The 8,919-nt window shown below is 56.2% G+C and carries 8 protein-coding genes; 3 read left to right on the top strand and 5 right to left on the bottom strand.

What is annotated here, in order from left to right; genetic code table 11:
• Together ACIQ5B_RS08815 and ACIQ5B_RS08810 are read right to left on the bottom strand one after the other, a co-directional pair.
• Positions 1–99, bottom strand: a 99-nt coding sequence (locus tag ACIQ5B_RS08815) for an FAD-dependent oxidoreductase (RefSeq protein WP_397598684.1), incomplete at its 3' end; no start/stop codon positions are given.
• A gap of 5 nt (positions 100–104) precedes the next feature.
• On the bottom strand, positions 105–2,522 hold the full coding sequence (locus ACIQ5B_RS08810; RefSeq protein WP_397598683.1) for an FAD-dependent oxidoreductase: 2,418 nt from the start codon (positions 2,520–2,522) through the stop codon (positions 105–107).
• A 152-nt stretch (positions 2,523–2,674) separates the two neighbouring features.
• Between ACIQ5B_RS08810 and ACIQ5B_RS08805 the strand changes: the two genes are divergently transcribed.
• From ACIQ5B_RS08805 to ACIQ5B_RS08795, 3 genes are all read left to right on the top strand, one after another.
• Positions 2,675–3,439, top strand: coding sequence for an SDR family NAD(P)-dependent oxidoreductase (locus ACIQ5B_RS08805; RefSeq protein WP_397598682.1), 765 nt, complete (start codon positions 2,675–2,677; stop codon positions 3,437–3,439).
• Positions 3,440–3,557: 118 nt separating this feature from the next.
• Positions 3,558–4,340: a lysophospholipid acyltransferase family protein gene (locus ACIQ5B_RS08800; protein ID WP_397598681.1), complete on the top strand. Its 783-nt coding sequence runs from the start codon at positions 3,558–3,560 to the stop codon at positions 4,338–4,340.
• A 147-nt stretch (positions 4,341–4,487) separates the two neighbouring features.
• Positions 4,488–5,441: an NAD(P)-dependent oxidoreductase gene (locus ACIQ5B_RS08795; RefSeq protein ID WP_324479357.1), complete on the top strand. Its 954-nt coding sequence runs from the start codon at positions 4,488–4,490 to the stop codon at positions 5,439–5,441.
• Here ACIQ5B_RS08795 and ACIQ5B_RS08790 read toward each other — a convergent pair.
• The 3 genes from ACIQ5B_RS08790 to ACIQ5B_RS08780 form a co-directional block, all read right to left on the bottom strand.
• Positions 5,438–6,367 carry a LysR substrate-binding domain-containing protein gene (locus ACIQ5B_RS08790; RefSeq protein WP_324479356.1) on the bottom strand — a complete coding sequence of 310 codons (930 nt, stop codon included), beginning with the start codon at positions 6,365–6,367 and terminating at the stop codon, positions 5,438–5,440. The two genes, ACIQ5B_RS08795 and ACIQ5B_RS08790, sit on opposite strands and share 4 nt — an antisense overlap.
• Positions 6,368–6,436: 69 nt before the next feature.
• Positions 6,437–8,062 (bottom strand): GMC family oxidoreductase, encoded by a 1,626-nt coding sequence (locus ACIQ5B_RS08785; protein ID WP_397598680.1) that lies wholly within the window; start codon positions 8,060–8,062, stop codon positions 6,437–6,439.
• A partial coding sequence (locus ACIQ5B_RS08780; RefSeq protein WP_397598679.1) for a mandelate racemase/muconate lactonizing enzyme family protein occupies positions 8,059–8,919 on the bottom strand: 861 nt, incomplete at its 5' end. The genes ACIQ5B_RS08785 and ACIQ5B_RS08780, both read right to left, overlap by 4 nt.

The raw sequence follows: 8,919 nt of genomic DNA, 5'->3' as shown, positions 1-8,919 counted from the left end.
GTCGTCCCAACCGATCTTGGTCAGGTGATATGCAATCGAACAGCCGATGACACCGCCACCGATGATGACGACTTTTGCCTTTTTGGGTAATTCAGCCACGCGGATCAGACCTTCATCTTGGCGTTATTAGGATCATAAACAGGGTGCTCCAGCACTGTGCCGATGCGTCGTTCGCCCTGTAACACGATATCGAACTGCGACCCCGGTGCCGCATTTTCAATGGGCACACAGGCGAAAAACAGGCTCTTGCCAACGCGATGGCCATAGCCGCCTGATGTCGTCAGGCCGATACAATGGTCGCCCACCAAAATTGGTTCGCCGCCGCGCACATCGACATTATCTGCATCAACCGCGCCATACACAATGCGGAAACGCTCAGGCGCATCCAACGTCGCCTGCTTGCCGACGAAATCATCCTTATTGAAATTGATGAAGCGTGGCATGTCCGCCTCAATCATCGTCAATTCGTTGGTGAGCTCGGAACCCCAGGCCTTATAACCCTTTTCAACCCGCATGCTGTTCGCTGCGTACAATCCGTAATTGACGATGCCGAACTCCTGCCCGGCTTCCCAAACGGCTTCGTAGAGCGCCGCGAGGTCCTTCATCGCAGGATGCAATTCCCAGCCCAACTCGCCTGCATAAGACACACGAAGCGCACGCATCGTGATACCCGCAATCACGATCTCCTGACCACTGAGCCAGCGGAAACCTTCATTGCTAAGGTCGGCGTCGGTTAGCTTTTCGAGCACATCGCGCGAACGCGGGCCGTTCATCACCAAAACGCCAAGGTCCATCGTCAGATTGCGAATGGTCACATCTTCGTCCGGCAATTTGCTTTGGATCAGCAAGTCCCAGTCGCGCTGTTCCGCCGCTGCTGCCGAGAGGCAGTAGAAATGGTCATCTGCAAAACGCGTGACGGTCATTTCGCCATAAATGCGGCCCTGCACCGAAAGCGGATGCACCAAGCCGATACCGCCCAATTTTTTGGGCATGCGGTTGGCGCAAATACGGTTGAGGAATGCCTCGGCATCTGGTCCGCTCACATCATATTTCGCAAAGCCGGACAGGTCGAGCACGCCAACCCGCTCGGCAACCGCCTTTACCTCTGCCGCGACCGCGTCAAAGCTGTTGGTGCGGTGATAGCCGCCTTCTTCTTCTGCGCCGTCGAGGGCAAAATATTTGGGCCGCTCCCAGCCGTAGGTTTCGCCATATACCGCGCCAGCGGACAGCAAACGGCCATATAGCGCGCTCATCTTTTGCGGGCGGCCATCGGGCTCTTCCTCACCGGGAAGCCGCGTCGTGAACGTCATGCGGTAATCAAGGAAAACCTTAGCGCGGCTGTAATCTTCGTCCGCATAAGGGCCGTAACGGCGCGGATCGAATTCGGTCATGTTGATATCGGCATCACCGAACACCATCCACTGCGCCAGATATTTTCCAGCGCCGCCGCCTTGCGCGATGCCAAAGCTTGTGCCGCAACAGTGCCAAAAATTCTTCAGGCCAACCGCTGGTCCCAACAGAGGTCCGCCGTCGGGCGTATGCGGAATCGCGCCGTTGACGAAGCGCCGCAAACCGACTTCACCAAAAATCGGCATCCGTTCAATCGCGCGTTCCAGCCATGGGGCGATGCGCTCCAGATCTTCAGGGAACAACTCGCTCGTCGAATCCCATTCAGGGTTTCCACCGCGTGGTGCCCATGCTTCGGCGAGGCCCGTATTTTCGTAAACGCCAATCAGTCCGCTTTTCTGCTCCTGCCGGAAATATCCCGACACATGGGGGCAACGCATGACCGGTATTTCTTCATCGCGATCTTTGAATGCGGGGATCGGATCGGTGACAACATAATGATGCTCCATGTTCGTCACCGGAATATCTATGCCCGCCATTTGCGCGATTTGCCGGGCATAGCAGCCCGCCGCATTGACGACGATTTCGGCTCGAATCGTGCCCTTTTCCGTTTCCACATCCCATTCGCCAGATGGCAATTGCGTCAGGCCCGTCACGCGGTTTTTGCGCACAATTTTGGCGCCCATATTCTTGGCACCAATGGCAAGCGCGTTGCAGATACCCGACGGATCAGCATGTCCGTCTTCGGTCGTCCGCGCACCGGCGATGACACCGTCAAGCGTCATGAATGGGTTGTGGCGGAGAATTTCCTCAGGCGGGATAATCTCCATCTCAAACCCGATGATTTTCGAAAAGCCCTGAATGTAGCGCATCCACGCCAGCTCGCGCTCGTTGGTTGCAAGACGGATACCGCCGGATTTATGCCAACTGACATATTGCCCGGTCAAACCTTCCAGCCGCGGATAGAGATCATTGCTATACGCATGCATCTTGGCAAGGTTGAAGCTGCCCGTGATGTTGGGGCACTGGCCAGCCGCGTGCCATGTCGAGCCGGAGGTCAGCTCATCTTTTTCGATCAGCAGACAGTCCGTCCACCCGAGTTCGGCGAGATGGTAAAGCAACGAAGCCCCCATTATGCCGCCGCCGATTATCACAACTCGTGCCGATGTTTGCATAAACGCCTTGCTCCTTATAACAGAACCTTAGGGCCGGTTTGCCATCAGGCACAAATGGGGAATATGACGGGACCGGTTAAAAAAATTTTTGGATTAGGATCGCCGGTGCCTGTAAGGCGCGCGGGGTTGATTGAGAATATAAAGGTGGGGCTATGAAGGTTGCGTTGGTTACGGGTGCTGCACAAGGCGTTGGCTTTGCAACGGCACGGCTTTTTGCCGAAAAAGGCTATCATGTTGTCATGACCGACGTGCAGCCCTTGGATGCGCAAGTCGAAGCATTGGTTGCTCTTGGCGGGAGCGTATCCGCGCTTTCCGGTGACATTTCCTCTGAAGCATTTGTCGTCGAACTGGCGGAGAAAATTGCCCGCGACCATGGTGCCGCAGACGTGTTGGTCAACAACGCCGGCATCAGTTTGATTTGCAGCGCCGAAACGACCAGTATCGAACAGTGGCAGCGCGTCATGAACATCAACCTCACCGGACCGTTTTTGCTGTGCCGCGAAATCGGAAAGCAGATGCTGGCGCGTAACCGGGGCAACATAATCAACGTTGCCTCAATTGCGGGCCTTCACGGTGTTATCGATCGATCCGCCTACAACGCGTCAAAGCACGGATTGGTCGGATTGACGCGAACGCTTGCGGCAGAATGGGGCGGCCGCGGTGTGCGTGTAAACGCCGTATGTCCGGGCTGGATTAAAACGGAAATGGACGAGGCTGATCAAGGTTCGGGCGCCTATTCCGATAGCGATATCATCGACCGCGTTCCAATGGGCCGTTTTGCCAAGCCCGAAGATGTCGCCCGGGCCATTGCGTTTCTTGCCCATGAAGACAGCTTTATCAACGGCGCAAGCTTGCCTGTCGACGGTGGATGGCTGGCCGACGCCAGTTGGGATGCGCTGCGTTTGAAAAAACGATAAGCCATGATATGCAAGCGTTGCGCGAACTAGCGTAATGTGGGACCGTCATCGGAAAGTCACAGTCGGTGGCTAGGCACGTTAAGATTTCATTATTGTCCCAATTTTAAAGCGGAACCCGATGGCGACTATTAGCATTGCGAAACCAAAGGTTCAGCTGCAGGCATATTTCCTGTGCGCCATGCGCGTCATTTGGATTGCCGTGCCGCTTACGGTGTTATTGCCGCTTCACCTTGTCTGGCATCTGTTGCGGTTGCCGTCACCATGGGCGATGTTATTCTTACGCATTGCTGCCCGCGCCTTGGGCGCGCGTGTCCGCGTTCACGGCAGTCCGCTCCGCCGGGATGTGTTCTTTGTCGCCAACCATCTTTCATGGCACGATATTCCGATATTGGCCGGCATAACGGGCACCTCCTTTGTCGCACAGGATGGCGTGCGCGACTGGCCCATCATTGGCTGGCTTGCAAAGCTGAACCACACCATTTTCGTCAACCGCACGGAAAAGCAGAATATCGGGCAACAAGTGGCCGAGTTACGCGAGGCTATCGCCGAAAACTGGTCGGTGACACTTTTCCCGGAAGGCACAACCTCGGACGGCAGTGGGCTATTGCCGTTCAAACAGTCCTTGTTTGCGACATTGGCACCGCCGCCCAAGCCAATGATGATTCAGCCGGTTCTTTTAGACTTCGGTGCCGACGCCGCGGACATCGCTTGGGTGGGTGTAGAGACCGGCTGGGAAAGCGCATGGCGGGCATTTACACGGCCCGGCACTTACGCCGTGGACGTTCACTTTCTCGAACCCTTCGATCCGGGCGCGCTTGCCGATCGAAAAGTCGTCTGCGCCCTTGCCCGCACTAGGCTGGCCGAAGCTCTGTCCGCCACGCTTGGATATAGCGTTACGTAAATAGCGCCCAGTCGCGTGGAGTTCTCCGGCGCGGTGCAAAATAATTCATCCAATTGGCCAAATTTTTCAATTGTGGCTACGCATCGACGGCGCTCTAACTTTTCCAAAGGGCGCGTATCGCCTGCTGTAAATTAACTGGGTGCAATCATGAAAATCGGATTTATCGGTCTTGGCAATGTTGGCGGAAAACTGGCAGGCAGCCTGATCCGCAATGGTCATGACGTCACTGTACGCGACCTTGATGCCGCACTTGTTGCCGAATATGTCAATCGCGGTGCAGCCTCCGCAGCATCTCCAAAAGAATTGGGTGAAGCCGTCGACCTGATCATCACCTGCTTGCCGTCCCCAGCGGCCAGCGCTGCCGTGGCCGAAGGCGCGGACGGTTTTCTTCAAATCATGCGCCCGGGCCAAGTTTGGCTCGAAATGAGCACAACCGATTATAGCGAAGTCATCCGGCTCGGCGCATTGGTTGAGGCGCGTGGTGCGATGTTCATGGAATGCCCGGTTTCGGGCGGCTGCCATCGTGCGGACACCGGCAATATTGCGATTTTCGCAGGCGGCCCACGCGCCGCGTTCGAATTTGTTCTGCCGGTTTTGACGACAATGGGACGGCGCATATTGCACACCGGCGACCTTGGAACCGCGTCACAATTGAAGGTGATGACCAATTATCTCTGCACGGTACATCTCGTTGCACTGGCTGAGGCGTTGACGACATGCAAAGCCATCGGGCTTGACATGAACACCACATATGAAGCGATCCGGATCTCGTCGGGCAACAGCTTCGTCCACGAAACCGAAAGCCAGGTTATCCTCAACGGCAGCCGCGACATCAATTTCACGATGGACCTCGTCAGCAAGGACGTGGGCCTGTTCGACAAAATTGCCCAATCGGCACATGTCCCCGTTGAACTGTCGCCGCTAATCGTGAAAATCTTTAAGGAAGGCGAGGAAGCTTACGGACCTCGCGAATTTTCACCCAACATCATCCGTCGTTATGAAGAGCCATTGGGCATTAAGGTTTTGGGCACCGGATTTCCGGCCGATATGGTCGACGATGAACCCGAAGAGCCGGGCTATGAGGTCGTGCCGAAACGCTAAGCTGCGACGCCTAAACGGCTGTCTTCGACATTCTTGGCCACCCAATCCATGAATGTCCGAATGCGCAGATTTTCTTTCATATCCTTGCGGCAGATAAGGCCCCATGCGCCGGGGCAAACTGCTTTATGCCCAACGGGCTGAACGAGCCGACCGGCGGCCAAATCCTGATCAACAAACGGGCCGTTGACCAGCGCAATGCCTTCACCGTTCAGCGCCATTTCAAGCGCAACGGCCAAGGTGTCGACCATGAGATAGGGCACGGAGGGTTCAAACGCCGACCCGGCCGAAGCAAACCATGTCTCCCAATTTTGCACTTCGGTATAGATGGCCACAAGCGGCTTGGTCATCAATGTCTGCGGGCTGGGATTTGGACCCATCGCCTCTGCAACAGCGGGGCTACAGACGGGAAACAGCGCATATTCATACAGCGGAACCCAATGAAATTTGGTCGCGTCGGGTTCTGACGCGCAATAGACAAGCCCTACATCCGCGTGGACATCGTCAAATTCCCATTCAACAGCACATGTGTTGAGCGTCAGCTTTACCTCGGGGTGATCAGCCAGAAACTGCGGAACACGTTTTGCGAGCCAACGTATCGACGCCGTGACATAGGTCTGCACGCGAAGTGGCTTGTCCAACGCATGGCGGTGGACTTCTTCAACCCCCTCCAGCAGCGATTCAAAAGCAGCGCGGACATAAGGATAGAGAACCTTACCCTCTTCCGTCGACACGATATGCCGCCCTTCCTGGACGAATAACGTCACACCAAGCGCGTCTTCAATCAGCTGGACCTGATGGCTGACCGCAGGGTGGGTGAGGCAAAGCTCGTCCGCGGCATCGCGGATGCTTTGGTGACGGGTCGCCGCCTCAAAACCCTTAAGCGCCTTTAACGGCGGTAACTGCTTTAGATCGATCTTCGGATGCATCGCCACTCCCTCCCCGGATTCGCGCTATCTGACGAAGGTAGCACAGCCGAAAAGGACTGGTAAATAAAATTAACGCATGCTTTTTGCGTCTTCCAAGATCATGGCCGCACCCTTTTCAGCGACCATCACCGTAGGGGCGTTGGTGTTGCCCGATGTGATTGTCGGAAACACGGAGGCGTCGACGACCCGCAAGCCGTCCACACCATGCACACGTAAGCGGACATCGACCACGGAGGTCGCTGCATCCGGGCCCATCATGCAGGTGCTTGTTGGATGATAGACGGTATCCGCGCGTGCCCGAAAATCCGCGAGCAGGGCTTCATCGCCATCGACATGCGCGCCGGGAATGAGCTCTTCGGTAATAATATCCGCAAGCGGCTTCGTCCGCGCAATTTGCTTCAACAATCGGTTGCCGGCCAGAACGTCGTCAATATCGGCTTGCGTTGCGAGATAGTTCGGGTGGATGACCGGATATTTAGCAGGGTCAGCGCAGGCAAGCTCAATATGCCCCCGACTGGTCGGACGGCAGGGGTTATGCGACAGCAGAAACGCCGAAAATGGATCGGGGTTGAGCAGCTTTCGTTCGGACAATGGTGTTTTGGTGTAGCTGACCGGACTGAAATATAGCTGCAAATTCGGGTGCTTTTTCGTTGCATCGCTGCGCACAAAACCCCCGCTTTGATTGACGCTTAACGACAGCGGCCCCGCCCGGTCGGCCATATAGCGCAACCCGGCGCGGATTTTGCCCACGAACGGGTGCAGCACATCATTCAGCGTCGCCGTGCGGACTTTGTAGAAATAGGACACCGCAATATGGTCCTGCAAATTACGGCCAACGGCCTTTGCATCGACAATCGGTTCGATACCTACATTTTTCAGACGGCCGGCATCTCCGATACCCGACAGCATCAGCAATTGCGGAGAGTTAATCGCGCCGCCGGACAAGATGACTTCGCGTCGCGCCTTCGCCTCCAAGTGCGCGCCTTTGCATGTGTACGCAACGCCAACCGCGCGCTTCCCCTCAAACAAAATGCGCGTGGCCTGCGCCATGGTCTTAAGCTTCAGCGTCTTTCGCTTGCGCGCGGGATGCAGAAACGCGTTCGCCGTCGAAGCGCGCCAACCACCGCGTGTGTTGATTTGATAATAGCCGACCCCTTCAGGCTTGCCGCCATTGAGATCGTTGCTCGCAGCAAAGCCTAATGTCTGCGCAGCTTCAATAAAGCTGCGGCAAATGGGATGGGCAAAGGGCGATATGTCGGTGACATGTTGCGGCCCACCTTGGCCATGGTGCGCACTGTGCCAGTCAAAATCCTCTGACTTTTTGAAATAGGGCAGGACATCATCCCAACCCCAGCCTGCATTGCCCAAGGCTTTCCAATCATCGAAATCGCGGGGCTGCCCGCGCACATAGACCATCGCGTTGATGGAACCTGATCCACCGACGACCTTGCCGCGCGGCCAATAGCTCTGCCTGCCGCCCAGCGCCTCAACGGGCGCGGTATCGTACATCCAGTTAATCCGCTTATCGAAAAAGGTGCGCCCATAGCCAATGGGCATTTGGATCCAGATCGAACGATCGCTTCCTCCGGCCTCCAACAACAAGACGCTGTACTTGCCATCTTCGGTCAACCGGTTGGCCAGCACACAACCCGCCGTGCCTGCGCCGACGATGATATAGTCGAATTCCTCGGTCACTGAACGGGGTGCTGCGTCATTTCGAGGTGTAGCATATCGCCAGTATAGGGATTGGCGCGGGCGACATCTTCGTTCAGCTCGACCCCGAGACCCGGCGCAGTCGATGGGATGACATGCCCCTCTTCAAACCGGATGGGCGATTTCAAAATTTCCGTATGGAAACCGCCCCACGTCTCAATGCTCTCAAGAATCAAGAAATTGGGCGAACAGGTCGCAATCTGGATATTCGCAGCGCCAACGATAGGTCCGCAATATAGATGCGGCGCGATCTGCACATGATCAACTTCGGCCATTGCGGCAATCTTCTTTGCCTCCAATATGCCGCCAACCCGACCAAGGTTCATTTGCAAAATTGCAGCCGCGCCTGCGCGCAGCAGCCGTGCGAAATCATATTTGGTTGTCAGCCGCTCACCGGTGGCAACCGGTATCGACGTTGCCCGTGCAACCTTGGCCATCTCCTCGGGCGCATCGGGGGGTACGGGTTCTTCCAACCAGAGCGGATCATATGGCTCAAGTCGTTTGGCAAGCCGGATCGCGCCTGCCGCCGTCATTTGACCATGTGTCCCGAACAATAGGTCTGCTTTCATGCCAACCGCTTCGCGCAGGGACTTGGCAAACCGCTCGCACAGGTCAAGCGCCTCCAACGACAGCTGGCGTCCGTCAAACGCCGAATATGGTCCAGCAGGATCAAACTTCAGCGCGGTAAAACCTTGGCTCAGATATTCAGCCGACCGTTCTGCCGCGAGGTCAGGGTCGTGATAAACATCCTTTGTGTCGCCGGGCCGCGGGTAGATATAGGTGTAGGCGCGCAACCGTTCGTGCACCTGACCGCCGAGCAGCTTATACACCGGCTTATT

This window comes from Sphingorhabdus sp. (assembly GCF_044374345.1).
In the GTDB taxonomy this organism is placed as follows: Bacteria; Pseudomonadota; Alphaproteobacteria; order Sphingomonadales; family Sphingomonadaceae; genus Sphingorhabdus_B.
Note: the sequence above shows the minus strand (reverse complement) of the source record. Positions and strands in the feature narration are given on the sequence as shown.